At 69.8% G+C, this 25056-nt stretch carries 28 protein-coding genes; 21 read left to right on the forward strand and 7 right to left on the reverse strand.

What is annotated here, in order from left to right:
* The first annotated feature begins 70 nt into the window (after nucleotides 1-70).
* A complete protein-coding gene (locus AB0J64_RS06695; protein WP_364021721.1) occupies nucleotides 71-649 on the forward strand; it encodes a YqgE/AlgH family protein in 579 nt (192 codons plus the stop codon).
* A gap of 45 nt (nucleotides 650-694) precedes the next feature.
* On the opposite strand, the gene AB0J64_RS06700 is transcribed toward AB0J64_RS06695, so the two are convergent.
* Nucleotides 695-1303, reverse strand: coding sequence for a TetR family transcriptional regulator (locus AB0J64_RS06700; RefSeq protein ID WP_364021724.1), 609 nt, complete (start codon nucleotides 1301-1303; stop codon nucleotides 695-697).
* A 151-nt stretch (nucleotides 1304-1454) separates the two neighbouring features.
* Here AB0J64_RS06700 and AB0J64_RS06705 point away from each other — a divergent pair, with 151 nt between their 5' ends.
* From AB0J64_RS06705 to AB0J64_RS06735, 7 genes are all read left to right on the forward strand, one after another.
* Nucleotides 1455-3050 (forward strand): MFS transporter, encoded by a 1596-nt coding sequence (locus AB0J64_RS06705; RefSeq protein WP_364021727.1) that lies wholly within the window; start codon nucleotides 1455-1457, stop codon nucleotides 3048-3050.
* Nucleotides 3051-3139: 89 nt separating this feature from the next.
* Nucleotides 3140-3400 carry a DUF3039 domain-containing protein gene (locus AB0J64_RS06710; RefSeq protein WP_364021730.1) on the forward strand — a complete coding sequence of 87 codons (261 nt, stop codon included), beginning with the start codon at nucleotides 3140-3142 and terminating at the stop codon, nucleotides 3398-3400.
* 78 nt (nucleotides 3401-3478) lie between these two features.
* On the forward strand, nucleotides 3479-4354 hold the full coding sequence (locus tag AB0J64_RS06715; protein ID WP_364021733.1) for a zinc metalloprotease: 876 nt from the start codon (nucleotides 3479-3481) through the stop codon (nucleotides 4352-4354).
* 25 nt (nucleotides 4355-4379) lie between these two features.
* Nucleotides 4380-5765 carry an MFS transporter gene (locus tag AB0J64_RS06720; RefSeq protein ID WP_364021736.1) on the forward strand — a complete coding sequence of 462 codons (1386 nt, stop codon included), beginning with the start codon at nucleotides 4380-4382 and terminating at the stop codon, nucleotides 5763-5765.
* A gap of 194 nt (nucleotides 5766-5959) precedes the next feature.
* Nucleotides 5960-6814, forward strand: a complete 855-nt coding sequence (locus tag AB0J64_RS06725; RefSeq protein ID WP_364021739.1) for a hypothetical protein — start codon at nucleotides 5960-5962, stop codon at nucleotides 6812-6814.
* A 124-nt stretch (nucleotides 6815-6938) separates the two neighbouring features.
* Nucleotides 6939-8690 carry a DEAD/DEAH box helicase gene (locus AB0J64_RS06730; protein ID WP_364021742.1) on the forward strand — a complete coding sequence of 584 codons (1752 nt, stop codon included), beginning with the start codon at nucleotides 6939-6941 and terminating at the stop codon, nucleotides 8688-8690.
* Nucleotides 8691-8894: 204 nt separating this feature from the next.
* Nucleotides 8895-9272, forward strand: a complete 378-nt coding sequence (locus AB0J64_RS06735) for an STAS domain-containing protein (RefSeq protein ID WP_364021745.1) — start codon at nucleotides 8895-8897, stop codon at nucleotides 9270-9272.
* Nucleotides 9273-9274: 2 nt separating this feature from the next.
* Here the strand turns inward: AB0J64_RS06735 and AB0J64_RS06740 are convergent, their stop codons facing one another.
* The 3 genes from AB0J64_RS06740 to AB0J64_RS06750 all read right to left on the reverse strand — a co-directional run bounded on the left by AB0J64_RS06740 (nucleotide 9275) and on the right by AB0J64_RS06750 (nucleotide 11800).
* On the reverse strand, nucleotides 9275-9802 hold the full coding sequence (locus tag AB0J64_RS06740) for a hypothetical protein (RefSeq protein WP_364021748.1): 528 nt from the start codon (nucleotides 9800-9802) through the stop codon (nucleotides 9275-9277).
* Nucleotides 9803-9931: 129 nt separating this feature from the next.
* On the reverse strand, nucleotides 9932-10501 hold the full coding sequence (locus tag AB0J64_RS06745; RefSeq protein ID WP_364021751.1) for an isochorismatase family protein: 570 nt from the start codon (nucleotides 10499-10501) through the stop codon (nucleotides 9932-9934).
* Between the two features lie 15 nt (nucleotides 10502-10516).
* Nucleotides 10517-11800 carry a nicotinate phosphoribosyltransferase gene (locus tag AB0J64_RS06750; protein ID WP_364021754.1) on the reverse strand — a complete coding sequence of 428 codons (1284 nt, stop codon included), beginning with the start codon at nucleotides 11798-11800 and terminating at the stop codon, nucleotides 10517-10519.
* 46 nt (nucleotides 11801-11846) lie between these two features.
* Here AB0J64_RS06750 and clpS point away from each other — a divergent pair, with 46 nt between their 5' ends.
* The 5 genes from clpS to AB0J64_RS06775 all read left to right on the forward strand — a co-directional run bounded on the left by clpS (nucleotide 11847) and on the right by AB0J64_RS06775 (nucleotide 14546).
* The gene (gene clpS / locus AB0J64_RS06755) at nucleotides 11847-12140 is read left to right on the forward strand and encodes an ATP-dependent Clp protease adapter ClpS (RefSeq protein ID WP_090935661.1); all 294 of its coding nucleotides are present in this window, start codon (nucleotides 11847-11849) and stop codon (nucleotides 12138-12140) included.
* A 13-nt stretch (nucleotides 12141-12153) separates the two neighbouring features.
* Nucleotides 12154-12678, forward strand: coding sequence for a DUF2017 domain-containing protein (locus AB0J64_RS06760; RefSeq protein ID WP_364021757.1), 525 nt, complete (start codon nucleotides 12154-12156; stop codon nucleotides 12676-12678).
* 9 nt (nucleotides 12679-12687) lie between these two features.
* Nucleotides 12688-13089, forward strand: a complete 402-nt coding sequence (locus tag AB0J64_RS06765) for a M67 family metallopeptidase (protein ID WP_364021760.1) — start codon at nucleotides 12688-12690, stop codon at nucleotides 13087-13089.
* Nucleotides 13090-13324: 235 nt separating this feature from the next.
* Nucleotides 13325-13597 (forward strand): MoaD/ThiS family protein, encoded by a 273-nt coding sequence (locus AB0J64_RS06770; protein WP_185071430.1) that lies wholly within the window; start codon nucleotides 13325-13327, stop codon nucleotides 13595-13597.
* 1 nt (nucleotide 13598) lies between these two features.
* Nucleotides 13599-14546, forward strand: a complete 948-nt coding sequence (locus AB0J64_RS06775; RefSeq protein WP_364021763.1) for a cysteine synthase — start codon at nucleotides 13599-13601, stop codon at nucleotides 14544-14546.
* A 51-nt stretch (nucleotides 14547-14597) separates the two neighbouring features.
* Here AB0J64_RS06775 and AB0J64_RS06780 read toward each other — a convergent pair whose 3' ends face one another.
* Both AB0J64_RS06780 and AB0J64_RS06785 read right to left on the reverse strand, forming a co-directional pair.
* The gene (locus AB0J64_RS06780; protein WP_364021765.1) at nucleotides 14598-16511 is read right to left on the reverse strand and encodes a DUF3352 domain-containing protein; all 1914 of its coding nucleotides are present in this window, start codon (nucleotides 16509-16511) and stop codon (nucleotides 14598-14600) included.
* 85 nt (nucleotides 16512-16596) lie between these two features.
* Complete coding sequence (locus tag AB0J64_RS06785) at nucleotides 16597-16923, reverse strand: hypothetical protein (protein ID WP_364021768.1); 327 nt, start codon at nucleotides 16921-16923, stop codon at nucleotides 16597-16599.
* A gap of 106 nt (nucleotides 16924-17029) precedes the next feature.
* Here AB0J64_RS06785 and AB0J64_RS06790 point away from each other — a divergent pair, with 106 nt between their 5' ends.
* From AB0J64_RS06790 to AB0J64_RS06800, 3 genes are all read left to right on the forward strand, one after another.
* Nucleotides 17030-17818, forward strand: a complete 789-nt coding sequence (locus AB0J64_RS06790; protein ID WP_364021771.1) for a thioesterase family protein — start codon at nucleotides 17030-17032, stop codon at nucleotides 17816-17818.
* Between the two features lie 104 nt (nucleotides 17819-17922).
* Entirely contained in the window at nucleotides 17923-18765 is an 843-nt protein-coding gene (murI, locus tag AB0J64_RS06795; protein ID WP_364021774.1) for a glutamate racemase, read from the forward strand.
* The gene (locus AB0J64_RS06800) at nucleotides 18762-19514 is read left to right on the forward strand and encodes an MBL fold metallo-hydrolase (protein WP_364021777.1); all 753 of its coding nucleotides are present in this window, start codon (nucleotides 18762-18764) and stop codon (nucleotides 19512-19514) included. Before murI ends, AB0J64_RS06800 begins: the two co-directional genes overlap by 4 nt.
* Here AB0J64_RS06800 and AB0J64_RS06805 read toward each other — a convergent pair.
* The gene (locus AB0J64_RS06805; RefSeq protein WP_364021780.1) at nucleotides 19499-20752 is read right to left on the reverse strand and encodes an MFS transporter; all 1254 of its coding nucleotides are present in this window, start codon (nucleotides 20750-20752) and stop codon (nucleotides 19499-19501) included. The two genes, AB0J64_RS06800 and AB0J64_RS06805, sit on opposite strands and share 16 nt — an antisense overlap.
* A gap of 53 nt (nucleotides 20753-20805) precedes the next feature.
* On the opposite strand from AB0J64_RS06805, the gene rph reads away from it, so the two are divergent.
* The 5 genes from rph (at nucleotide 20806) to AB0J64_RS06830 (ending at nucleotide 25013) form a co-directional block, all read left to right on the forward strand.
* Nucleotides 20806-21525 (forward strand): ribonuclease PH, encoded by a 720-nt coding sequence (rph, locus tag AB0J64_RS06810; RefSeq protein WP_364022096.1) that lies wholly within the window; start codon nucleotides 20806-20808, stop codon nucleotides 21523-21525.
* Nucleotides 21522-22112: an RdgB/HAM1 family non-canonical purine NTP pyrophosphatase gene (gene rdgB / locus AB0J64_RS06815; protein WP_364021783.1), complete on the forward strand. Its 591-nt coding sequence runs from the start codon at nucleotides 21522-21524 to the stop codon at nucleotides 22110-22112. The genes rph and rdgB overlap by 4 nt, the downstream gene beginning before the upstream one ends.
* A 46-nt stretch (nucleotides 22113-22158) precedes the next feature.
* Complete coding sequence (locus tag AB0J64_RS06820; RefSeq protein ID WP_364021785.1) at nucleotides 22159-23778, forward strand: molybdopterin-dependent oxidoreductase; 1620 nt, start codon at nucleotides 22159-22161, stop codon at nucleotides 23776-23778.
* 78 nt (nucleotides 23779-23856) lie between these two features.
* Nucleotides 23857-24747 carry a toxin glutamine deamidase domain-containing protein gene (locus tag AB0J64_RS06825; RefSeq protein WP_364021788.1) on the forward strand — a complete coding sequence of 297 codons (891 nt, stop codon included), beginning with the start codon at nucleotides 23857-23859 and terminating at the stop codon, nucleotides 24745-24747.
* Nucleotides 24744-25013 (forward strand): hypothetical protein, encoded by a 270-nt coding sequence (locus AB0J64_RS06830; RefSeq protein ID WP_364021791.1) that lies wholly within the window; start codon nucleotides 24744-24746, stop codon nucleotides 25011-25013. The genes AB0J64_RS06825 and AB0J64_RS06830 overlap by 4 nt, the downstream gene beginning before the upstream one ends.
* Nucleotides 25014-25056: the final 43 nt, after the last annotated feature.

Raw genomic sequence — 25056 nt, forward strand, 5'->3', positions numbered from 1 at the left:
AGTGAGCACGGAAAGTAACATGAGCGCACTGGGGGAGCGCAGACCGCCCCGGACCCTTCATGATGGAGGTATGGCGGAAGCGATCTACGTCGGCGGTTTGTTGGTGGCGACGCCGCTTCTCGACGACCCCAATTTCCGGCGTAGTGTCGTGCTGATCCTCGAACACGATCATGACGGCGGGACCTTGGGCGTGGTGCTCAACAGGCCGAGCGACATCTCGGTGACCCAGGTGCTCCCCGTGTGGGATCCGCTGGTGACGGGGCCGTCCGTGCTCTTCGAGGGCGGGCCCGTGCAGACGGACAGCGCGCTCGCGCTGGCGGCGGTGCCCAGCGGCCAGGAGCCGCTCGGCTGGCGCAGGCTGCACGCGGGCACTCCGGCCGTCTCACGGCTGGGCACGGTGGATCTGGACGCGCCGCCCGAGATCCTGCAAGGGGAGATCGCGCAGATGCGCATCTTCGCCGGGTACGCGGGCTGGTCGTCCGGCCAGTTGGAGAGCGAGATCGCCGAAGGCGCCTGGTACGTCGTCGACTCCGAGGCCGGCGACACCTTCCACGCCGACCCCAGAGCGCTCTGGCGGCACGTGCTGCGACGCCAGCCCGGCGAGCTGGCCTTCGTGGCGACCTGCCCGGACGACCCGACGATGAACTGACCTTCAGCGGCGACCTGCCCCGACGACCCGACGATGAACTGACCTTCAGCGGTCCCAGCCGGGCCGCAGCGAGCGCTCGGCCAGCTCGATGGTCTCCGCCATCCGCCGCGTGATCTCCGGGACGGTGGCGTCGCGGCGCGGGCACTCGAAGCCGACGCGCATGGCACACGAGGCGAACGCGACGATGAGGTGCGAGAGCTGGTCCTCGTCGGGGTTCACGCCCCGGCGGGCGGCGACCGCCTCGACCAGGTTGCGCTCGGTCGTCGCGCCTCTGGCCACCGACAGTCCGACCAGGCGCGGCTGGGCGTCAAGGAGTCGCCGCAGTTTCAGGAACCTCTCGGTCTCCTCGGGCGTTGAGCTCTCGACGTCGTGCAGCACCGCGCGGACCGCGTGCATGAGCGAGGTGAACGCCGGCTCGTCCGCGGGGCGGGAGCCCAGGGTCTCGAGCATGATCTCCTCGCCGTGGTCATGGAACCACAGCACAAGGTGATCTTTGCTGGTGAAGTAGCGGAAGAAGGTGCGAGGGGAGATTTCGACGGCCCCCGCGATCTGCTCCACCGTGGTCGACTCGTATCCTTGTTCGAGGAAGAGCTCGAGCGCGGCGTCGAGGATCGCCAGGCGCGTCTTCTCCTTCTTGCGTTCCCGAAGACCCACAGTGGTCACTCCCTCGAAACCTTTCTGTCACAGTGTGCCATAAGTCATAGCGTGACGATCGAAAATCGATTGTGATAAGTCATCCTCTGCCATAGATTACCTGTCGACTACGCGTTCTATGCCCCGGTGGGGGCTTACTTAGGGGGACTTCATGGCTCACGCGAAGGCGGTAGACGCGCCGCCGTCGCTCGGCCCCGCGCAACCGGGGACAGGTGGCAACCCGTGGCTCGTGCTGCTGGCGGTCAGCCTGGGCGTCATCATGGTCATGCTCGACGGCACGGTCGTAGGCATCGCCAACCCGTCCATCCAGGCTGACCTCAAGGCCTCGCTGTCCGATCTGCAGTGGGTGACCAGCGGTTATCTGCTGGCGCTGGCGGTGTTCCTGATCACCGCCGGCAAGCTGGGCGACCTGTTCGGGCACAAGCGCGTCTTTCTGATCGGCGTGGCCGGCTTCGCCCTGTCTTCGGTGGGCATCGGACTCAGCGCCCAGCTCGCCGACGTCATTCCCGGTCTCAGCCCGGTCGGCGCGCTGATCGCTCTGCGGGTGCTGCAGGGCCTGTTCGGCGCGCTGCTTCAGCCGGCCGCCCTGGCGCTGCTGCGTGGAGCGTTCCCCGGCGAGAGGCTCAACCAGGCGATGGGGGCCTGGGGCGCGATCATCGGCCTGTCCAGTGCCGCCGGCCCGATCGTGGGCGGCCTGCTGGTCGAGAACGCGAGCTGGGAGACGGTCTTCTTCATCAACGCCCCCGTCGGCCTCGCCGCCCTCGTCCTGGGCACCATCCTGATCAAGGACAACCGCGCGCAGACGCTCGCGAGGATCGACTGGCTCGGCGTGCTGCTGCTGTCCGGCGCGATGTTCTCGCTGGTCTGGACGATCATCAAGGCTCCCGAGTGGGGCTGGGGCGACAGCACGACGCTGACCTTCGCGGCCGCGTTCGTGGTGCTGGTCGGCTCGTTCATCTTCTGGCAGAGCAGGGCGAGCCAGCCGCTGGTGCCGCTGTCGCTGTTCAGGAACCTCTCGATCTCCATCGGCACCGTGCTGATGATGATGGTCGCGTTCGCCATGTTCGGCGCGATGTTCTTCCTGGGCTTCTTCTTCCAGGGCGTGCACGGCCTGTCCCCGCTTGAGGCCGGCCTGCGCATGCTGCCGATGAGCGCCGGCATGATCGTCGCCTCGCCGCTGGCCGGCATGGCGATCGGCAAGCTGGGGCCGAAGATCACGATGGCGACGGGCCTGCTGATCACCGCCCTCGCGATGTTCCTCATGTCCCGGCTCGGCATCGACGCGTCGTTCATCGAGAGCGCCATCCCGTTCGTGCTGCTGGCCTTCGGCATGTCGCCGGTGTTCGTGGGCGCCACGGAGATCATCGTGGGCAACGCCCCGGTGCATCTCACCGGTGTCGCGGGCGGCTTGCAGCAGTCGGCCATGCAGGTCGGCGGCGCGCTCGGCACCGCGATCCTGGGTGCCGTGATGGCCGGCGAGATCTCCGACAAGCTGCCCGGCTACCTCGGCCCGGCCGCCAGGATGTTCCAGCCCGACCAGCTGGCCGGGCTGGAGAAGGCGGCCTCCTTCGGCAAGGTGCCGCCCGGCCTGCCGCAGCAGATCGGCGACGCCGTGCACAACTCCTTCATGGACGGCATGCACGTGGCCTTCCTGGTGAGCACCTGCATCGCGGTGCTGACCGCCGCGCTGACGGTGTTCGTCAAGGCCGGCAGGAAGACCGAGAGCGCGCCGGTCCACGTGGGCTGACCTCCGGCTGCACGTACGGCCCTCGCCACGCGGCGGGGGCCGTACCGCTGTGTGGGGGACCAAGGGGCGCGCGGGCATAAAATCAGTGGGTGAGCACCACGAAGATCCTCCCAGAGCAGGAGACCACGCCGCGGACGTCGCACGGCGACGGCGATCACGAGCGGTTCGCCCACTACGCGGACAAGCACAAGATCACCGAGAGCATGGTGACGGGCACGCCCATCCGCGCCCTGTGCGGCAAGGTCTGGGTGCCCAGCCGGGACCCCAAGAAATATCCGGTCTGCCCGGAGTGCAAGGAGATCTACGAGGGTCTGCCCTCGGGTGGCGACGGCGGCGACGACAAGCAGTGAGTGTTGCTGAGCGGTAATCCCACCACGTCGCGTTACGGTCGGTAGCCAGACCAGCTCGCGTTCGTAGTGGGGGATCGCATGGCCCGGCGCGTGGCCGCCGTCTCGTTGGCATGCCTGCTCGCAGCCGGGCACACACCGCCGCTCCGGCTCGAGGCCGCGCACGCGGCAGGCTGCGCCGTCCATGCCGCGCGGGGGCCGTGGCCACGTTCGCCCAAGCCGGAAGACGTGGCCAAGGTCATGGCCGAGCTGACCAGAAAGCTGAGCGGCGGCACACCACCCGCCCGGATCACCGTGCCCACCTGGGTGCACATCATCACCGCCGGCGCGCGCCGGGTCTCCGACCAGGACGTCGCGGCCCAGATCAAGGCGCTCAACTCCGCGTACGGCGGTGGCTACGGCGGCGTGGACACCGGCGTGCGCTTCAAGCTCGAGGGCGTCACGGTCGACGAGAACGCCCTGTGGTTCACCGACCCCATCGGCAACGAGCGGCCGATGAAAGCCAAGCTGCACCGCGGTGACGCCGCCACGCTCAACCTCTACATCGCCCAGCTCAGCGAGCAGATGCTGGGCTTCGCCAGCTACCCCTTCTGGTACGCGGAGTCCCCCGGCCTCGACGGCGTCGTGATCGACTGGCGCAGCCTGCCCGGCGGCTCGATAGCCGAGTACAACCGCGGGTTCACCGGAGTGCACGAGGTCGGGCACTGGCTCGGCCTCTTCCACCCGTTCGAGAACGGCTGCGCGGCGCCCGGTGACGGCATCGACGACACCCCGATGGAGGCCGGGCCGACCGAGGGCTGCCCGCCGGCCAAGGACACCTGCACCAACCCGGGCACCGATCCCACGCGCAACTTCATGGACTACGCGTACGACCGGTGCATGTCGGAGTTCACGCGGGCGCAGGCCGAGCGCATGCACGAGATGTGGGCGGTGTACCGGCACGCGACATCGGCTTAGGTGTCCGACAAATTACGATGTGTAGGTGACAGGACCGAAGGCACTCGACACTCCGCACACGCCCACGCGCATCCTCGCGCCCGAATTCCGCACCGCGACGGTCGGCATCGTCCTGACGATCACGCTGGTCGCCTTCGAGGGCATGTCGGTCGCGGTCATCATGCCCACGGTGACGAAGGAGCTGAACGCCCTCAACCTCTACGGGATCAGCATCTCCGCCTTCCTCATCGCCAGCCTGTTCGCGAACGTGGTGGCGGGGCTCTGGTCGGACCGGCGCGGCTACGCGCTGCCGTTCCTGGCCGGGGTGGTGCTCTTCGTGGCGGGCATGGCGCTGGCCGGAGCGGCGCAGTCCGCGGTGCTGTTCCTCGTGGCGCGGGCCGTTCAGGGCCTCGGGGCAGGGGCCTCCATCGTGGCGCTGCTCGTGATGATCGCGCGGGTCTATCCGTCGGGGCTGCGGCCCAAGGTGTTCGCGGCCGTCTCCGCGGCCTGGGTGGTGCCCGCCATGGTGGGGCCGGCCGTGGCCGGGTTCGTGGCCGGGCACTGGGGATGGCGCTACGTCTTCTTCGGGATCATCCCGCTGGTCGTGCCGGCGCTGGCGATGCTCGTGCCCGCGCTGCGCATGCCGTCCTCGTCCGAGGCCGAGCCCTCGCAGGGGCCGCGGTCGAGGCCGCTGGCGATGACGCTGGCCGCCACCGCCACGGCGGGCGGGGCCGGGGTGCTGCTGCACGGGGTGGACCGGCTGCATGTGGACGCCGTGCCGGCGGCCGTCGAGACGGTGGCCGGGCTCGCGTTCCTCGTGTACGGGCTGTACCGGCTGCTGCCGCCCAGGGCGTTGCGGTTCGGGCGCGGGCTGGCGACGACCGTGCTGATGCGCGGGTTCTTCTCGGCCGCCTTCTTCGGCGTGAACTCCTTCATCCCGCTGGCGCTGGAAGAGGTGAAGGGCTTCGACCCGAGCTACGCGGGAATCGCGCTGACGACCGGGGCGATCGGGTGGTCCACGGGGTCGTACCTGCAGAGCAGGCAGGAGGGGGAGGCGTACAAGAGGATCCGGCTGGGGGCCGGCTGCGTCACCGTCGCGATCCTGATCTGTGTGCTCTGCGTCCTTCCCGGGGTGAGCGGGTGGATCGCGGTGCCCGCGTGGATCGTGGCCGGGTTCGGGATGGGGTTCGGCATGACCACGGTCAGCGTCACGGCGCTGAAGCAGTCGCCGGTGAACGAGCAGGGGGCCAACTCGGCCGCCCTGTCGGTCACGGACATGCTCGGCTCCGCGCTGTCGGTCGGGATCGGCGGCGCGCTGGTCAACCTGATCGGGCACGCACCGGCCCAGATCTCCACCGGGTTCGCGGTGATCTCGTTCCTCATGGCCGCCATCGCGCTGAGCGCCACCGCGCTCGCCGGACGCACCCGCTGAATTCCGCCCCTCCTGTCACAGCCACCACGGTTCTCCTGCCGCTTGTCCTGAGGAGTGATAGGACAGCGGGACAGGGAGGTGCCATGGAGGATGATCGCCGTGTCTGGCCGCCTCAGCCGGGCCCGAGGCACCGCCGTACTCCTCCGCGGTACACGTGGGGCCCGCCTCACGAGGAGGAGCCGCGGCGCGGGCGCGTGGGCCCCCTGGAGGCCGTGCCGGACCCGGAGCCGGAGCCCGTCCGTGACACCGAGCCGATACGCCGGCACCCGCATCCGCTCGACCTGCGGCCGGTACGCGGCGAGCCCTACCCGCGCCGGAACCCCGAACCGGCCTCCCCACTGGGCCTCGAACCGGACGAGCCCTCCCCGCTGGCCCCCGAACCGGATGAGCCCTGGAACCCGCGCATCCACAGGACCGTGGAGCGCGACGAGGACCCCTGGGACTCGCTTCCCCCGTCCGGCCGGCTGCGCGGCACCCCGGCGGACCCGGGGCTGCGCATGCGGGCGCCAGGGCCGGGCCGACGGCGATGGGCAGGCGTGGCGGCGGCGGTGCTGGCCGGGGTGGCCCTGGTGGCGGGGGCGAGCGCGGTCGTGCTGCGGATCACCGCGCCACCGGTGGAGAGCGGCCGGCTGAGCGACTCGCTGGCCAGGGTGACCGTGACGCTGCCGCAGGGATGGAGACAGGGGGCGGTGGCGCCGGTGACGGGGTTCACGTCGGTGATCAGGGACGGTGGCGGCGGGCTCGTCATGGCCAGGCCCGTCCCCGGGCCCGTGGAGGACGCCGAGAAGGCCACCACGGAGGCCGCCGAGCTGTACTCCAGGCTGCTGCTCAAGGGCGACCGGGTGACGGTCGTCGAGAACAAGGAGCTCCCGGGAGGACGCACGCGGGCGCTGCGGGCGGAATATCAGGATGTGGTCAACCGGCCGGCGTTCATGAGAGTGACACTGCTCACTCGGAGCGGCGACGGTGTGCTGCTCGTGGGGCTGCTCCAACCCGAGGACACCGCTCGCAGACAGGCGCTGGATTCGGTCATGGCGAGGATCCGATAAGCCGCATAGCACGTGGAGATGACCTTGGCCAGAATCCTCGACTCACGGCACGTCTTGTCGGTGGGCCCGATTACCCTTGGGTCACTGTGAGAAAGCGAAGCACACGAACCCCAGAGGTGATGCGGTGAGCACCTTCGCCGCGTCCCACCTTTCGCCTTCCTATCCCGACCGAGCCGCATGGGGCACCGCGCCCAAACTGCGTGCCTGGCAGCAGGAGGCGTTCGACCTCTACTTCAGGCGCGAGCCGCGTGACTTCCTCACCGTGGCGACGCCGGGCGCGGGCAAGACGACCTACGCCCTGCGGATCGCCAGCGAGCTGATCGCCAACGGAGTGATCAAGGCGATCACCATCGTCACGCCCACCGAGCACCTCAAGCGCCAGTGGGCCGACGCGGCCGGGCGGGTCGGCATCGCCATCGACCCCGAGTTCAAGAACAGCCAGGGCGCCACCTCGCGCGACTACACGGGCGTCGCGGTGACGTACGCGCAGGTCGCCATGCACCCCGCGCTGCACAGAGCACGCACGGAGGCGCGCAAGACGCTGGTGATCTTCGACGAGATCCACCACGCGGGCGACGCCAAGTCGTGGGGCGACGGCGTGCGCGAGGCGTTCGAGCCCGCCACCCGCCGCCTCCAGCTCACCGGCACCCCGTTCAGGTCGGACGACAACCCGATCCCCTTCGTCGGCTACGAGGAGGACGTCGAGGGCCTCAAGCGCAGCGTCGCCGACTACTCCTACGGCTACGGTCCCGCGCTCGACGACGGCGTCGTGCGCCCGGTCATCTTCCTGGCGTACTCCGGCGAGATGAAGTGGCGCACCCGGGCGGGCGACGAGATCGCCGCGACGCTCGGCACGCCGCTCACCAAGGACCAGCTCTCGCAGGCGTGGCGGGCCGCGCTCGACCCGAAGGGCGACTGGATCCGCCAGGTCATGCAGGCCGCCGACCGCCGTCTCACGGAGGTGCGCAGGGGCGTGCCCGACGCGGGCGGCCTGGTCATCGCCACCGACCACGAGACCGCCCGGGCCTATGCCCGGCACCTGCGCAACATCACCGGCGAGGGCGCCACGGTCGTGCTCTCCGACGACCCCGGGGCGTCGAAGAAGATCAAGGAGTTCGCGGCCTCGGAGGCCCGCTGGCTGGTGGCCGTACGCATGGTGTCGGAGGGCGTCGACATCCCCCGCCTGTGTGTGGGTGTCTACGCCACCTCCACCTCCACCCCGCTCTTCTTCGCCCAGGCCGTGGGCCGCTTCGTGCGCGCGCGCAAGCGCGGTGAGACCGCCTCGGTCTTCCTCCCCTCGGTGCCCACCCTCATGGGGCTGGCCAACGAGATGGAGGTGGAGCGCGACCACGTGCTCAACAAGCGGCCTCCGGAGGACGGCCTCGACGACAGCCTCCTCGAGCAGGCCAACCGCCAGAAGGACAATCCCGACGTCCTGGGCGACGAGCTCCCGTTCGAGACGATGGAGACGTCGGCCACGTTCGACCGGGTGCTGTTCGACGGGGGCGAGTTCGGCACGGGCGCGGAGATCGGCTCGGCCGAGGAGGAGGACTTCCTCGGCCTGCCGGGGCTGCTGGAGCCCGACCAGGTGGCGACGCTGCTGCGCAAGCGCCAGTCCGACCAGCAGGCGGCCAGGCGCAAGCAGGCGGTGGAGCAGCCGAGCGAGACCCTGGCGCCGCACGAGCAGATCGCGGAGCTGAGGCGCGAGCTCAACGGCCTGGTGGGCGCGTGGAACCACCGCACGGGCCAGCCGCACGGCGTCATCCACTCGGAGTTGCGGCGTTCCTGCGGCGGCCCGCCGATCGCGCAGGCGACGGCGGAGCAGATCCAGGAGCGGATCGACACGATCCGCCGCTGGGCCACCCAACGCCGCTGACCCTGCTCTTCATCGACGCCCCGAGCGATCGCGGTCCCCGCTCCCCGGCCGAAGCACGGCGGGGAGTAGGGACCCCCCGAGCCCCTGTTACCCTCCGTGACTCTGTGCATTTCGCCACAGAACCATGCCCTCTTGTTAGAAACTCGACCGATACGGCAACAACCACTTCTGGCTCGTCTCGGGATACGTAGAAGGACTTTGCCCATGCCGTCTGAGGCCACCAGAAAGCCGACATTGAGTGTCACTTCCGGCCTCACCCGAAACGCGGTCATCGTCCGGCTCGAGGGCGAGCTCGACGTCTATGCGCTGCCGGTGCTGCGCGAGCACATGGAGCCCATCTGGGACCTGCCCCCGAGGCCCTTCCTGATCCTGGACCTGGGTGAGCTGCGGTTCTGCGACTCGATGGGGATGAACGAGCTCATCGGCGTCCTGCAGCGGTGCGAGGCCAGGGAGACCAGGCTCCTGCTCGGAGGGGTCCAGGGAGTCATGGCCAGGGTGTTGTCGATCACCGGGTTGCGGCACGCGTTCGAGGTCTTCGCCCGGTTCGACGACGCGCTGCGGCTGGCGGTGGCCAAGACCTGAGGTCAGGCGGCCTGCGGGGAGTGCGCCGGGATGCGCCGCCCCGTGCGCCCATCGGTCAGGACCTCATGCGGGTTTCCGTGCATCGGAACGCTGAGCACCGCGCTACCGCCGTCCACGCGGACGGGCAGCGTGAACACGTGCTGGTGACGAACCGTGAGCACGGAGACGCGCCGGCCGATGCTCGGCCCCTCGTACAGCCAGACCAGCATCTTCCGCCCCTGGGTGCGTACGACGGCCTCGGCCGCCTGGCACTCGTGCGGGGCCGCCGGCCAGGTCAGCACGATCTCGCGCCCCACCTTCGCGGACCGGGGCACCGGCACGCGCTCGTCGCAGGACGGCTCGACGTGCGCCGCGACGGCGTGGGCGGGCGGCATGGCCGGGTGGATGTCGCTCATCGCGATCGTGCCCCCCTCCAGCAGCGCCAGCGCCACGACGGCGCCCACCCGCTCGCCGGCGCGGCCCCTCACGAGCAGCCACAGGCACAGGGGACCGAGCAGGAGCCAGGCCACACCCAGGGAGAAGGCCAACATGAAAGGACCTCACACGAAAAGAAGTATGTGACTCTCCGTATTACTACGGCTCCGGAGAGGGTTCGTCCTCATGAATATCACATGACCTCTGCGTTGCCTATCATGTACGCATCGTGATCAGTGGCGGATTCACTCCACGACAGGCGCTCCCTGGAGGGTGGCGCCCGCCTTCCTCATCTCCGCCACCGCCGCCTCCGTCGTCGTGGGGGCCACGCCCGCCGTCAGATCCAGCAGCACCCGCACCGCCAGCCCGTTCTTCACCGCGTCGAGCGCCGTGGCGCGCACGCAGTGGTCCGTGGCGATCCCCACCACGTCGACCTCGTGCACCCCGCGCTGCCTCAGCCATTCGGCCAGCGGCACGCCGTCGCCGGAGGCGCCCTCGAAACCGCTGTACGCGGCCGCGTACGCGCCCTTGCTGAACACCTCCTCCACGCTCGACACGTCGAACGCCGGGTGGAAGTCCGCTCCGGGGGAGCCGGCCACGCAGTGCGAGGGCCACGTCGAGATGTAGTCGGGCGAGCCGGAGAAGTGGGCGCCGGGGGAGACGTGGTAGTCGCGGGTCGCCACCACGTGGTCGTAGCCGTGCTCGGCCACGTGACGGGTGATCGCCGCCGCCACCTCGGCGCCTCCGGCCACGGGCAGACTGCCGCCCTCGCAGAAGTCGTTCTGCACATCCACGATGATCAACGCGGTACCCATACGTAGCACCATATGTCAGGCGAATTCCGTGGGGACCGCCGCATATCCCCTGCCGAGGTGGAGGGCCTCCTGGGGGAGGCTGGCGACGGCCTGCGCGTGGCGCTCGCGGGCGGCCGACAGGGGCTCCCTGCCCACGACCTCGCCGTCGCGCACCAGCTCGTGCAGCAGAGGGATGCCGCCCTCGGGGGCCAGGCCGCCGGTGGTGACCAGCTCGGTCTCCACGTTCCCTGACTCGTCCAGCAGCCGGTACGCCTGCTTGCGGCCCCCGCGCGACGGCTTGCCCACCGAGCGCTTGGCCACGGCCTCCAGCTTGCCCGTGGCCGTCTCACGCGCCACCAGCTTGTACACCAGGGCCGCTGTGGGGACGCCTGAGCCGGTCACGAGGGAGGTGCCGACGCCGTAGCCGTCCACGGGGGCGGCGGCGAGCGCGGCGATGGCGTACTCGTCCAGGTCGGAGGTGACCAGGATGCGGGTGTTGAAGGCCCCGAGCGCGTCGAGCTGCTCGCGGACCTCCTGTGCGGCGGCGGCCAGGTCGCCCGAGTCGATGCGGACCGCGCCCAGCTCCGGGCCGGCCAGCTCGACGGCCGTGCGTACCGCCTCGGCCACGTCGTACGTGTCCACCAGCAGCGTCGTCGAGCGGCCGAGCGAGGCGACCTGGGCCTTGAACGCGTCCTTCTCCGTGTCGTGCAGCAACGTGAACGCGTGTGCCGCCGTGCCGGCCGTGGGGACGCCGTACACGTGCCCGGCCATCAGGTTGGAGGTGGAGGCGAACCCGGCGATGTACGCGGCCCGTGCGGCCGCCACGGCGGCGCCCTCGTGCGTACGGCGTGAGCCCATCTCAATGATCGGCCGCTTGCCCGCCGCGTTGGTCATCCGCGAGGCGGCGGAGGCGATGGCGCAGTCATGGTTGAGTATCGAAAGCGCGAGCGTCTCCAGCAGCACGGCCTCCGCGAACGTGCCCTCCACGATCATGATGGGAGAGGCGGGGAAGTAGAGGTCTCCCTCGCGGTATCCGTAGATGTTCCCGGAAAACCGGTAATCGGCGAGAAACGCCAGAGTGGAGCCGTCGACGACGTGGTTCTCCCGCAGATAGGTGAGTTCTTCCTCACCGAAACGGAAGCGTTCCAGTTCGTCCAGGACACGTCCCGTACCGGCGACAACCCCGTAGCGCCTGCCGCCTGGTAGATGTCTGGCGAAAACCTCGAAAACGGCGCGTCTGTGTGCGGCCCCACTCTGCAGGGCCGCCTGTAGCATCGTCAGCTCATAGTGATCTGTCAGCAACGCAGTGCTCATGGCCATCCTCACGACTCGAAGACTACGGCCCAGATAGGGCAGACTCGGGGATGTGGGTAGCACCGCTCCAATCGCCGTCGAGCGTCCGTCATCGGACGTCCGACCCGATCTGCCATGGGTGACCATCGTCTGGAACGACCCCGTCAACCTCATGTCCTACGTGACCTATGTCTTCCAAACGGTCTTCGGCTATACGAAGGAGAAGGCCGAGAAACTCATGCTGGACGTTCATCACAAGGGCAAGGCCGTCGTGTCCAGCGGCACGCGGGAAGAGATGGAACGCGATGTGCAGATTCTCCACTCCTACGGCCTGTGGGCGACGCTCCAGCCGGACTCGGTCAAGTGAGGCGGCGGCACGCGTGACATCGGGATTCTCACCGGGCAAGGGCGGCGGCGTCATCGCGGAGTTCGAGGCCGCCGAGGTCTCGCTCCTGCGCTCGCTCGTCTCGATGATGCTGGGCATCGTGGAGCCGGGGCAGACCAGCGACGACCCGCTGGAGCGCGCGCTGGGCATCGGAGGGGGCGAGGCGCCGTCCGACCCGGTGCTGGCCAGGCTGTTCCCGTCGGCGTACGAGGACGAGCAGGAGTCGGCGGAGTTCCGCCGCTACACCGAGGCCACGCTGCGCGACGGCAAGCGGGCCGACGCCCAGACCGTCTTCGACACCGCCAAGTCGGGCCGGGCCGAGCTCACGCCCGAGGAGGCCCAGGCGTGGCTGCGCTCGCTCAATGACGTACGCCTCACGCTCGGCACCAAGCTCGACGTGACCGAGGAGGTCCACGACGAGATCGCCATGATGTCCGAGGACGATCCGCGCTACCCGGCCTACGTCACCTACGACTGGCTGACCTACCTCCAGGACAGCTTGGTCCGGGCGCTCTGGTAATTTCCGGGCATGCTGTCGATCGCGCAGGAACTGGCAGACAAGATCGTCGCCCATGCCCGTGCCGACCACCCCGACGAGGCGTGTGGCGTCATCGCGGGCAAGAACGGCGTTCCCGAGCGGTTCGTCCCGATGGAGAACGCCGAACGCTCGCCCACCTTCTACCGCTTCGACTCCATGGAGCAGCTGCGCGTCTGGCGGGAGATGGACGACCGCGACGAGGAGCCCGTCGTGATCTACCACTCCCACACTGCCACCGAGGCGTACCCGTCGCGCACCGACGTGTCCTACGCCTCCGAGCCGGACGCCCACTACGTGCTGGTCTCCACGCGGGACGAGGACAAGGTCGAGTTCCGCTCGTACCGGATCCTCGACGGAGTGATTACGGAGGAAGAGGTAAGGTTTCTCCCATGATGGCCAGGCCGGTGCAGAGCTTCCTCTTCGCGCACACTCCGGCTGTCGTCGTTTACGACTGTCGCTGAGAAATCTGCCGTCTCACTGCCGCTACGGTCCTGGCCGGGCAGGAGAGTAGGGCGGCGGCAGCAGCAGTCTGAGCAGGTTTCTTCTTGGAAGCCCCCTGCCCGGAATCCCCCTTCAGCCGTCGGCGTTGCTGCCGATGGGACGACCTGACCTGAGGAGACTGAGCGCGATGGCCATCGAAGTTCGCATTCCGACCATCCTGCGTAATTACACCGGCGGCGCCAAGGCCGTCGACGCCGAGGGCGCCACCCTCGAAGAGCTGATCAGCAATCTTGAGTCGCGTCACCCCGGCATCAAGGAGCGCCTGGTCGACGCGGGCAGCCTGCGCCGCTTCGTCAACGTCTACCTGAACGACGAGGACGTGCGCTTCCTGGGCGGCCTGGGCACGCCGCTGTCCGACGGCGACACGGTCACCGTGCTGCCTGCCGTCGCAGGCGGGTGACATGCGGTTCGAATCGCTGATCGACTCGGTCGGCCGCACGCCGCTCGTCGGCCTGCCGCGGCTGTCGCCCTCCGCGGAGGTGCGGCTCTGGGCCAAGCTCGAGGACCGCAACCCGACCGGCTCGATCAAGGACAGGCCCGCCCTCTGGATGATCGAGGAGGCCGAGAAGGACGGCAGGCTCACGCCGGGGTGCACGATCCTCGAGCCCACCAGCGGCAACACCGGCATCTCGCTCGCGATGTCGGCCAAGCTCAAGGGCTACAGGCTGATCTGCGTGATGCCGGAGAACACCTCGGAGGAGCGCCGCCAGCTGCTGCGCATGTGGGGCGCGGAGATCATCTCCTCGCCGGCCGCGGGCGGCTCCAACGAGGCCGTACGCGTGGCCAAGGAGCTGTCGGCCCAGAATCCCTCCTGGGTGATGCTCTACCAGTACGGCAACCCGGCCAACTGGCGCTCCCACTACGAGACCACCGGCCCCGAGATCCTCGAGGACCTGCCCACCGTCACCCACTTCGTGGCCGGACTCGGCACGACGGGGACGCTGATGGGGGTCGGCCGGTTCCTGCGCGAGCGGGTGCCGGGCGTGCAGATCGTCGCGGCCGAGCCGCGCTACGGCGAGCTGGTGTACGGGCTGCGCAACGTGGACGAGGGCTTCATCCCCGAGCTCTACGACGAGTCCGTGCTGACCACCCGCTTCTCCGTGGGCTCGGCCGACGCGCTGCGGCGCACGCGTGAGCTGCTCGCCTCCGAGGGCATCTTCGCCGGGGTCTCGACCGGCGCGGCGCTGCACGCGGCGCTGGGGGTGGCCAACAAGGCGGTCAAGGCGGGCGAACGCGCCGACATCGCGTTCGTGGTGGCCGACGGCGGCTGGAAATACCTGTCCACAGGTGCCTACGAGGGCACCTTGGACGAGGCCGAAGAGCGCCTCGAAGGCCAGCTCTGGGCGTGAAACAGAAAAAAGCAGGCCGCCGGTCCATGACCGGCGGCCTGCTTTTTTGCGTCAGTTGAACAGGACCCGCGCCGAGAACGTCGCCTCGGTGTCGGTCCGGGTGCCGCTGATGCCGATGGCCTTCAGCACCTGCGCGTTGGCCTTGTCGTCGCCTTGCATGGACTTGAGGTAGAGGTTCTCGACCTTGTCCAGGTCCACGAAGACGGCGTAGTTGGCGTCATCGGCGTTGGCGACGGCCGTCTGGAACGTCTCCGAGTCGCCGAGCGTGCCCTCCGCGGCCAGCTGCTTGGCGTACTCGTCCGACGTGGCCACCGCGAGGACGCCGTCGCCGGCGACCTTGGCGATCTGCGGCGCGCCCTGGGAGCCCAGGGCCTTCTGGACCTTGTCCAGGACGGCCTGCGCCTTGGCCGGGTCGGTGACGACGCGCACGCCGCCCTTGATCTGCTCGCCGCCCAGGCCCTGGCTGTCGACCGCGAGCGTGAAGTTCTGGCCGACGACCGTGGCGAGGTCGCCGGGCAGCTGCAGGCCGAGCTGGCTCTGCGCCTGCTCGATGAACTGCTTGACCTCCGCGCCCCCGGCCGCCGCGGCCTGCTTCTGGATGTTGGCCCACTGCTTGGTGATGATCTGGTCGAGGCCGGAGACCGACACGGCGCCCGCTGTGGTGGCGGGCAGCGTGCCCAGCTCGGCCTTGGGCAGGTCACCCTCGGCGTTCAGGCCCTTCGCGCCGCGCATGACACCGGCGAGCTCGACGTACGCGCTGTCGAAGCGGAGCGCGCCGGCGAACCTCGCCTCCTTGAACTGCTCGACGGCGGCGGCCTGCTCGGCCGGGATCTCCTCCTTGGCCAGCTGCATGAGCCCGCCCATGTTGGCCCAGAACGACAGCACGCCCTGCTCGCCGATCGCGCCCATGTCGTCGTTGAACTCGCTGTTGTCGGCCAGGCTGGTGTCGGACTGCGCGTACTTGTCGGCCAGCTGCTGGGTCGAGCTGAGCAGCGCGTAGTCCTCGCGGAAGGCGATGCCGTACTTCTCGCCCTTCATGACCTTGGCGATGCCGGCCTTGGCCTGCGCCTCGTCCTTGACCTGGATGGCCACCGCGTAGTCGGGCTCCTCCTTGCCCGAAGGCACGGCCGCGAAGCCGGCCCTGCTGCCCAGCCAGGGGTCGACGTCCTTGGCGAAGTCGATCTTGGAGTCGGAGCCCTCGTTGAACATGTCGAAGATCGCCTTGCGCGGGTCCTCGCCGGTGAAGCTGTCCTTGGTCATCGTGAACTTCTTGGCCACCTGGAACAGCGCCAGCTTCTGGTTGGCCGCCGGGTCCATGTCGAGCCGGACGTAGGCGATCGAGTTGGCGGGCAGCACCTCGTTCGGCTGCGTGCCGCCGCCGCCGATGGCTCCCGTGGCCCACACCGCGCCGCCGCCGAGCAGGATCACCGCGAGCGCCGCCGCGGCGGCGATGATCCACGTCTTGCGACCCTTCTTGGCCGGCTCCGCGGGGCCGAAGCCCTCAGGCCCCTGCTGCTGCCAGCCGCCCTGGGCGTACTGGTCCTGCTGCCAACCCTGCTGCTCCTGCTGCCATCCCTGGCCCTGCTGCCACCCTTGCTGCTCCTGCTGCCAGCCCTGCTGCGGTTGCTGCTGCCAGCCGCTCTGTGCCTGCGGCTGGCCCTGCTGCCAATTCTGCTGGCCCTGCTGACCCTGCTGGCCGTAGGACGCCTGCTGACCCTGCTGACCGTAAGGGTCGCCATAGGAGGGCTGCTGCTGCCCGTAGCCGGGCTGAGGGTTGTACGGCTGCTGCTGCTGGCCGTAGGACGCCTGCTGGCCGTACGGCTGCTGGTAGGGCTGCTGCGGTGGATACGGCTGGCCCGATGTCAGCGGGGTCGCCGGGGGGTTCTCCGACTGCTGCCCCTGGTTCCAGTTGTACGCCGCGGTCCGGTCAGGATCCTGGCCGTAGGGGGGATTATTCGCAGACATCACTCAACTCACAATGTGGACTTTGGACCCCAAAGAAGTTAGCTGATGTTGCTTGACGGGCGCTTGAAATGTACTGAAGTGAGATTCAGACCCGGGTGAGCTCCTTTCTCAACGTGCTGATGTGGACCTCGCCGCCGCCGTACTCCGCGATGGCCGACCACGGCACGAATGTGCAGCCCGCATAGGCCAGGCGGGACAGGATCCGGGAGAGCCATTCCGGGCGGTCCTCGCGCTCGCGGGTGAGGCCCAGCAGCAGCGGCGCGCGCATGCTCGAGACGACGAGTCCGTAGACGGTGTGGCTCTGCTGCAGCTCCCCTTTGTGCTTGACCACGCGGATGTCCACCACGTGGCCGACCCACACCCCATTGGAGTCCCAAACGGACTGACCGATGAGTTCGGTGACACTCGACATGATCGAACTTTCGCAGCCGTATCACGTTTTCGCAGGTAGGCGCGCTGATAACGGGATGCACTAGAGTATGCCTCCAGAATAGTGTTCTGGATTGAGGCAGGCATGGATGACCAAGTTCGACGAGGCGACGCAGGCGATCAAGGTCGATGAGGGCGTGTACGACGTGTGCCTGGATCCCGGTTACGCGATCGGCGGCCCGCTCAACGGCGGCTACCTCATGGCCGTGATGCTCCGGGCCGCCGTGGACGCCTCGCCGTTCGAGCACCCGGTGAGTACGACCGCGCAGTTCCTGAAGGCGCCGATCGCCGGGCCCGCGCAGGTCAGGATCGAGCCGCTCAAAGCGGGCAGGACGGCCGCCTTCGCCAGGGCCACGCTCGTGCAGGACGGCGTGGCGCACATCGAGGGCCTGGTCACGACGGCCACGCTGAACGAGGCCGAGCCGGTCTACGAGGCGCCCGCGGAGGACATGCCGAGCCGTGCGGAGTGCGTCAAACTCCCCGACCCCAAGCCCGATTCGGGCATGACCCTGAACGCCCAGATGGAGCTGCTCTTCGACCCGCCCACCATCGGCTGGCTGAAGGGCGAGCCGACCGGCAGGCCGGAGTCGCGGGCGTACTTCAGGATGGCCGAGCCCCAGGACCCGGACCCGTACGTGCTGGCGCTGGCCGTGGACGCGCTGCCGCCCGTGGTGTTCTCCGCGGGCGCACGGGGCTGGGCGCCGACCGTGGAGCTCACCTGGCACCTGCGCGCGCTGCCCGCGCCCGGCTGGCTCACGCTGCTCGGCGGCGGCCGGCTCATCTCGGACGGCTGGTTCGACGAGGAGGTCGAGGTACGCGACTCCGCCGGCCGCCTCGTCGCCCAGTCGCGCCAGCTGGCCCGGGTCGGAAGAGGCTGATCACCGGGCAATGTGACGAAGACGACACCGATTCAAGGCCACTTCTCACAGGTGTGAGGATTCTTACGCAGAGTTGATCACGCAGGTCGCCTACCCTCTAGAGCGTGCCGGACGCGAGTATTGGGATCTTCGACAGCGGGGTCGGCGGCTTGACGGTCGCCCGTGCGATCATCGACCAGTTGCCCTGCGAGTCCATTACGTACGTGGCCGACACGGCCCGCCAGCCGTATGGGCCGAAACGCATCGCGGAGGTCCGCGCCTACGCCCTGGAGGTGATGGACCACCTCGTCGAGCAGGGCGTCAAGATGCTCGTGATCGCGTGCAACAGCGCCAGCGCGGCCGTGCTGCGTGACGCGCGCGAGCGCTACGACGTGCCGGTCGTCGAGGTGATCCAGCCCGCCACCAGGCGCGCGGTGCGAGCCACCCGCTCCGGCAGGGTCGGCGTGATCGCCACCAGGGCCACCATCGACTCCATGGCCTACCACGACGCCTTCACCGCGGCGCCCGACGTGTGTCTCACCGGTGTGGCCGCCCCGCGTCTGGTGGAGTACGTCGAACGAGGTGAGACGATGAGCGACGAGCTCATCGAGGTCGTGCGCGAATACCTGGAGCCCATCAGGGCCGCGGGATGCGACACCCTCATCCTGGGCTGCACCCACTACCCGCTGCTCACCGGCGCGATCTCCTATGTCGTGGGCGACGGGGTCACGCTGGTCTCCAGCGCCGAGGAGACGGCCAAGGACGTCTACCGGATCCTGCACGACCGCGATCTGGCGGCGGGAGGCGAGGCCACCCCCCGGCACCGCTTCCTCGCCACCGGCGACTCCCTGCTCTTCGCCCGGCACGGGCGGCGTTTCCTGGGCCCGGAGATCGATGCGGTCGAAGTCGCACCAGTGGGGGGTACTACCTCTAACGGCCACTCGGCCGCCGGGAAGGAGCCCACATGAAGGTGACCATCGTCGGGTGCTCGGGCAGCTTCCCCGGCCCCGACAGCCCCGCGTCCTGCTATCTCGTCGAGGCGGACGGATTCAGGATGCTGCTCGACTTCGGCGGCGGGTCGCTCGGTGCGCTCCAACGCCACATCGGCCTGTACGACGTGGACGCGATCTGTCTGTCCCACCTGCACGCCGACCACTGTCTCGACATGTGCGGATACCACGTGGCCCGCACGTACGGGCCCGCGGCGCCGTATCCCCTGGTGCCCGTCTACGCGCCCGCCGACGCGCCGCGCCGGCTCTCGGCCGCGTACGGGATGCCGGATGAGCCGGGCATGGAGACCGCCTTCCAGTTCGTGCCGCTGGCGCCGGGCTCCTTCGAGATCGGGCCGTTCACGCTGACCGCGGGGCTGGTCAACCACCCGGTCGAGGCGTACGGCTTCCGCGTGTCCGACGGCACCAGGTCCGTGGCCTACTCCGGCGACACCGGCGAGTCCGCCGAACTGGTGAAGCTGGCCGCGGGCGCCGATCTGATGCTGTGCGAGGCGTCGTTCGTCGAGGGCCCCGATCTGCCCCCCGACCTGCACCTGACCGGCCGTCAGGCCGCCGAGCACGCCGACAGGGCCGACGTCGGCCGTCTCGTGCTCACCCACCTCGTCCCGTGGAACGACCAGAGGACGGTGCTCGAGCAGGCGACGGGAGCGGGCTTCGCGGGCCCGGTCGAGCTGGCGCGCAGCGGCGCGGTCTACGACCTGGCCTGAACCTCTCCGAAGTCACGCATGCGGGGGAGCGGCGAGAACAGCAGCGGGAGGAACGCCAGCAGCCTGCCCCCCATGAAGACCCACAGGGCGTCCCGTACGCCGATCTGCTGGGCGACGAGCCCGCCGAGCAGCGCGCCCAGCGGCATGATGCCCCAGACCATGAACCTCACCGACGCGTTGACCCGGCCGAGCAGGTGCTCGGGGGTCACGGTCTGCCGGTAGGTGATCTGACCCACGTTCATCAATGTCGCGCTCCAAGAGAGCGCCATGGAAGTGATGGCGAAGCACACCGCCCGCCAGTCGGCGTGCGTCAGCGGCAGCAGCAGGCCGAAGGGCGAGGCCACGCTGACGGCCAGCCACGTCGTCCTGGCGATGCCGTACCGCCTGGACAGCCAGCCGGCGCTCAGGCCGCCGATCAGGCCGCCGATGCCGCCCGACATGAGCAGCACGCCGACGACGCCGGGCGCGAGCCCGACCTCGTCGGCGAGGAATAAGACCGACAAGCCGAGCACGGCGCTGACGCACAGGTTGACGGCCGCCGTGGAGGCCACGAACATGCGCATCAGCCGGTCGTGCCACACGTACGCGAGACCTTCGCCGATGCCGCGCAGCAACGAGGTGCGTTCGGTGACGGCGGGGGGCTTGTCGGGCACCTTGACCGAGCCGAGGAAGAGCACCGAGCCGAGCGAGCCGAGCGCGGTGGCGACCACCGTGAACGGCGCACCGAGCAGCTGCACCAGCGCGCCCCCGATGCCCGGCCCCGCCAGGAACGCGCCGGAGCGGACGACCTCCAGCTTGGAGTTGCCGTCGCTGAGCTGCCCGGTGCCGACCAGCTCCGGCAGGTACGTCTGGTCGGCCACGTCGTTGAAGACCTGGCTCGCGCCCGCCAGCAGGGCGACCGCGAACATCAAGCCGATCGACAGCAGCCCCAGCTGGGCCGCCAGCGGTATGCTGCCGAGCAGCAGGAACCTCGCCAGGTCGGTGATCATCATCACGCGGCGCTTGCGCATCCGGTCGACCCATACCCCCGCGGGCAGACCGATCAGCAGGAACGCCGTCGTCTGCAGCGCCGACAGCGCGCCGACCGCCGCCGGGCCGGCGTGGAGCGTGAGCACGGCCACCAGGGGGAGTGCCACACGTGAGATGTTCGCCCCAAGTTCGTCCGCGACATGCGAACTGAGGAACCGGAGGAAGTCAGGGTTTCGCAACACCCCCGTTGTCATTCGGTAAGGATCCATGTGGCGGACACATTTGGTCAAGAGTGTCGTGGCTCGGAGATAGGGTGATCTGCATGTCCAGACAGGATGGCCGCAACCCTGACCAGCTACGCACCATCACCATCACCCGGCATTGGCTGGACCACGCCGAAGGTTCGGTGCTGGTCGAATTCGGCAACACGCGGGTGTTGTGCGCCGCCTCCGTCCAGGACAGCGTGCCCCGCTGGCGCAGAGGCAGCGGCCAGGGCTGGGTTACGGCCGAATATGCCATGTTGCCCCGGGCGACCAATACTCGCAACGATCGCGAATCGGTCCGCGGCAAAATCGGCGGCAGGACTCATGAGATTTCCCGGCTGATCGGGCGTTCGCTGCGGGCCTGCGTCGATTACAAGGCGCTGGGAGAAAACTCCATCCTGCTCGACTGCGACGTGCTGCAGGCCGACGGCGGCACCAGGACCGCCGCGATCACCGGCGCCTACGTCGCGCTCGCCGACGCGGTCGCGTGGATGCGCGAGCGCCGCATGTGCCCGGGCGACCCGCTGATCGGCTCGGTCGCGGCCGTCTCCGTCGGGGTGGTCGGCTCGGTGCCGATGCTCGACCTCTGCTACACCGAGGACGTGGCCGCCGAGACCGACATGAACGTCGTGATGACCGGAGAGGGCAGCTTCGTCGAGGTGCAGGGCACCGCCGAGGGCGCCCCGTTCGACCGCGGCGCGCTCGACCAGCTCCTCGACCTGGCCGTGGCCGGCTGCGAGGAGCTCACGTTGATCCAGCAGGAAGCCCTGGGCTCATGAAGATCGTGCTGGCCACCCGCAACGCGGGCAAGATCGCGGAGCTGCGCCGCATCCTGGCCGACTTCGACATCGTGGGCCTCGAGGAGTTCCCCTCGATCGGCGAGGTCGCCGAGACCGGGATCACCTTCGAGGAGAACGCGCTGCTCAAGGCGCACGCCGTCGCCCAGGGCTCGGGGCTGCCCGCGGTCGCGGACGACTCGGGGCTCTGCGTCGACGTGCTCGGCGGCATGCCGGGCGTCTTCTCCGCCCGCTGGTCGGGGCGGCACGGCGACGACCAGGCCAACCTCGACCTGCTGCTCGCGCAGGTGTCCGACGTGCCGGCCGACAAGCTGACCGCGCACTTCGCCTGCGCCGCCGCGCTGGCGCTCCCGTCGGGGGAGACCCGCGTGGTGGAGGGCGTGCTGCCGGGCCGCCTCGTCAGCTCTCCCCGGGGGTCCAACGGGTTCGGGTACGACCCGATCTTCGTGCCCGACGGCGAGGAGCGCACGACGGCCGAGATGTCGCCGGAGGACAAGGACGCGATCAGCCACCGGGGGCGGGCCTTCCGCGCGCTGTCGCCGCTGGTGCGGGAGCTGCTCAGCTCGTAATCACCGCGTAAGAACCGCGCGGGGCCGGACGGCGTAGCGTCGGATTGTGCAGCGTAATTCGGTGGCGCCCGCCTGGGCCGGGGCCCTTGTGGGGCTGGTGTCCGGTGGTGTGGCCCTTGGAGTGGCCCAGCTCGTGGCCGCGTTCGTCGGGCCGGAGACGTCCCCTGTCGTGGCCGTGGGGGATGTGACGGTCGATCTTTCGCCTGCTCCTGTGAAGGAGTTCGCGATCAGCGCGTTCGGCGAGAACGACAAGACGGTCCTGGTCGGCGGCGTCCTGGTGGTGCTCGCCGCGGTCGCGGCGCTCATCGGGGCGCTGGCCCTGCGCCGGCTCGCCTACGGCTTGGCGGGGCTGGCCGCGTTCGGGGTGATCGGCGCCGTCGCGGTGCTCACCCGGCCCGGCGCCGGGCTCCTGGACGTGCTGCCGACCCTCCTGGGGGTGATGGCGGGTGCGTGGGCGCTTTCCTGGCTGGTACGGCGGGCCACGACGGACACCGGCGGCCCGGGCCCGGACGCCGGCGGCGATGCTGGGGCATCCTCTTCCGGGGACAGTGCGGCGGTGGAGCGGCCCGTCGTGATGCGGGCGGGGGATGACCTGCGGGCCTTCGACAGGCGGCGGCTGCTGACCGGCGCCGCCGGCGGCGTGGTGGTCGCCGGGGCGGCCGCCGTGCTGGGGCGGCAGCTCGGCGGGCGGCAGGTCGTGGATACCGCGCGGGTGGGCGTGGCGCTGCCCAAGCCGGTGACGCCCGCCAAGCCCGTTCCGGCGGGCGCCGACCTCCGCATCAACGGCCTGTCATCGTTCATCACGAAAAATCGTGACTTCTACCGGGTGGACACCGCGCTCATCGTCCCCCAGGTGGACCCCCGCGACTGGAAGCTGCGCATTCACGGCATGGCCGACCGGCCGGTGGAGCTCACGTACGCGGACCTGCTCGCCATGCCGCTCACCGAGGCGGACGTCACGCTCACCTGCGTCTCCAACGAGGTCGGCGGCGAGTACGTCGGGAACGCCCGCTGGCTCGGCGTCCGCATGGCCGAGGTGCTGCGCAAGGCCGGGCTCCAGTCCGGCGCCGACATGCTCCTGTCCACCTCGGCCGACGGCTTCACCTGCGGCACCCCGGTCGACGTGGTCATGGACGGCCGAGACGCGCTGTTCGCCATCGCGATGAACGGCGAGGCCCTGCCCGTGGAGCACGGCTTCCCCGTGCGGCAGGTGGTGCCCGGCCTGTACGGGTACGTGTCGGCCACCAAATGGGTCGTGGACCTCAAGGTGACCAGGTTCGACCAGGACGAGGCGTACTGGACGCCGCGCGGCTGGGCGGCCAAGGGTCCCATCAAGACCCAGTCGCGGATCGACGTCCCCAAGCCGGGTGCCTCCCTGAAGCCGGGGCGCGCCACGATCGCCGGAGTGGCCTGGGCGCAGCACACCGGGGTGGACGCCGTGGAGGTGCGGGTCGACGGTGGGGAGTGGCGGCAGGCGCGGCTGGCCGAGGTGCCCGGCCCCGACACCTGGCGGCAGTGGTCGATCGACTGGGACGCCGCGCCCGGGCGGCACACGATCCAGGTACGGGCGACCGATGCCGCCGGGCGTACCCAGACCGAGCAGGAGGCCCCGCCCGCGCCCGACGGCGCGACCGGCTGGCACACCATCACGGTGCAGGTGGCGTAGGCCTAGTTTGTCCCTGTTTCCGCAGGTACGGCCGGTGGTTCCTGCGGAGAATCTTGCCGACTTCCCCTCCTTGTCACGGTGACGCCTCTACGATCGGTCGTCGAGCATGACAGGAGGCAGGCCGTGTTCCGCGAGCGCAAGCCGAGTGTCCGAGACGGGCAGTACAACCCCCTGGTGGCGGAGGGGGTGCGGTGGCTCGACTACGAGCGCGCCGCCGAGGCCGGTGGCGTCACGGCGCGGGACGGCTCCCCGGAGGGCCCGGCCACCTTGTCCCCGCCGGCCGATTCGCAGTCCGACGCTTTCCTGTACGACGGCGAACCGCCGGCCGACCGGCTCGACGCCGGCGAGGGTGACTGGTTCGACGGGCCGCGCCGGCCGCCCAGGCTCGCCGACTCCAGGCCGTACGGTGTGCCCGGCGGGCTCGCGCAGCCGGACCCGCAGGTGGAGCGGGACCTCGCCGAGGCGCTGCGGCCCGGCGACCGTTTTCCCGACCCGCGCGGCACCTGGGTGCGGCTGATCAACGGCGGCGGCCCCGGCGACGACCCGTTCAGGGCCTCCAACGCCGCCGACTGCGCGCTGGCGGTGCTGTCCACCTGGCACGGCGAGCCCGCGGCGGCCGCCCCGAGATTTCCCGAGTACGACCGGATCGGCCGGCCCCTGCTGACCGGTGAGCAGGGCAGTCTCCACCGGATCGAGCGGTGGGTGGGGCACCGCTTCCAGTACGCGGGGCAGGGCCGGCACGGCTACCCGATGATCGCGCGGCGGCTGCTGGACGCCGGCCACGGGGCGAGCGCCGTCATCGCGGTGCGCTGGCCCGGCGGCGGCTCCCACGCCTGGAACGCGGTCAACGCCGATGGCGAGGTGATCTGGATCGACGCTCAGAGGGGGCACATGTCCGTCGAGCCGCCGTACACGACGGTGACCGGGGTGTTCTGCGTGCTGCTCGACCGGCAGGGGCGGCCGCGATGAACCTGGACCAGGCCCGGGCGATAGCCGAGGAGTACTTCAACGGGGTGCGGGCGCACGACGAGGCGGTGCCGGTGGGGGTGTACGGGTTCCATGACGGTTATGTCGCCTGGGTGCGTGATCTCGATCTCGACGATCCGGCGAGGCTGCCGGAGACGATCGGGGGCGGGTGCATCGTGATCGACCGGGCCACGGGCGAGGTGGTGGCCCGGCCGCTCCTCGACCCGGAGACGATCGCCGACCTCTGGCCCGGACTCACGCCCCGCTGACGTCCTGTAGGGGAAGGCCAGGCTGTACGGGGAGGGCCGGGCT

It is taken from the genome of Nonomuraea sp. NPDC049695 (assembly GCF_040674955.1).
In the GTDB taxonomy this organism is placed as follows: Bacteria; Actinomycetota; Actinomycetes; order Streptosporangiales; family Streptosporangiaceae; genus Nonomuraea; species Nonomuraea helvata.